This window comes from Ruegeria sp. BC3 (assembly GCF_056539265.1).
In genome coordinates, this window is record NZ_JBQFUP010000023.1 from 1 (window position 1) to 1,393 (window position 1,393).

At 55.1% G+C, this 1,393-nt stretch carries 1 protein-coding gene; it reads right to left on the bottom strand.

Going from position 1 to position 1,393, the window contains the following annotated elements:
* Positions 1-74 precede the first annotated feature (74 nt).
* Positions 75-1,393, bottom strand: a protein-coding gene (locus ACR0MV_RS21615) for an IS3 family transposase (protein ID WP_480703717.1) whose coding sequence is annotated in 2 segments (ribosomal slippage) — positions 75-1,090 and positions 1,090-1,393 — 1,320 coding nt annotated over the 2 segments. Because the reading frame shifts where the segments join, the coding sequence is not laid out codon by codon here. This gene is flagged as partial in the annotation.

Genomic DNA, 1,393 nt, shown 5'->3' on the forward strand with positions numbered 1-1,393 from the left:
TGTCCGTCGTCAGGGATTTTGGGACAGATGGCCGCCTGAACTAAGAGAGGGTCTGGCTCAACTGGTTGTTGTGATTATGCAGCGGATTTGCGGTGAAGCAAGCGCCGGGTTTCGATGGTCTTTCGTTTGATCCTTTCTCGTTGTTTTAGAATGGTCTGTCCGCGCCCGAAGTAGACATCGGCCGGTGTTAGGTTTTGCAGGCTCTCGTGATAGCGCCGGTGATTGTAGTGATCGACGAAAGCATCGATCTGCTGCTGAAGGTCACCGGGCAGATAGTAGTTTTCCAATAAGATGCGGTTCTTGAGCGTCTGGTGCCAGCGCTCGATCTTTCCCTGAGTTTGCGGATGGTATGGTGCCCCTCGAACATGATCCATTTCCTGATCTTCCAGCCATTCGGCAAGCTCACCAGAGATGTAGCTGGACCCGTTGTCGCTGAGCAGACGTGGCTTGTGCAGTACCGCTGCCTGATCACAGCCTGAGGCGTGCAAGGCGAGGTCCAGTGTGTCGGTCACATCCTCGGTCTTCATCGTCGTGCAAAGCTTCCAGGCGATGATGTATCGGCTGTAATCGTCCAGGATCGTGCTGAGATAGAACCAGCCCCAGCCGATCACCTTGAGATAGGTAAAATCGGTCTGCCAGAGTTGGTTCGGTCGTGTTGTCTTGTCCTGGAACTCGTCTGCGGCTGACAAAACCACATAGGCTGGGCTGGTGATCAGATCGTAAGACTTGAGGATGCGGTAGACCGAAGCCTCTGACACAAAGTACTTTTCTGTGTCAGTGAAGCGAACAGCCAATTCACGCGGGGAAAGCTCACTTTCCTTCAGAGCCAGATCCTTGATCTTCTCGCGCACTGGCGTGGGAATGCGGTTCCAGACCCGTGACGGCGTGGGTCTACGATCTTCAAGCGCCTCGGGGCCGCCGACGAGATATCGGTCGTACCAGCGATAGAAGGTGGTCTTCGGAATGCCCAGCTTCTCCAAAGTGCGCTTGGTCGGCAGATGCGATTGCTCAACCAAGCGGATGACTTCCAGTTTTTCGGATGCGGGATATCTCATTCGTCGTCGTCCCCATCCGCGATCATGCTTTTTTTGAGCAACCGCAGTTCAAGAGCCTGTTCGGCAACCACCTCCTTCAGGTCACGGGCCTCCCGTCTCAGATCCTTCACTTCGGTGGAAGTTGCCGCGCGGGCCGTATCGCCTGCCAGACGTTTCTTGCCGGCCTCCAGAAATTCCTTGGACCAGCTGTAATAAAGGCTCTGCGCGATACCCTCACGACGGCACAGCTCTGCAATGCTGTCCTCGCCTTTTAGGCCGTCCAACACGATCCTGATCTTCTCTTCTGCGGAATACTGTTTGCGGGTCGCACGGCGAATGTCCTTTACGACCTTCTCACC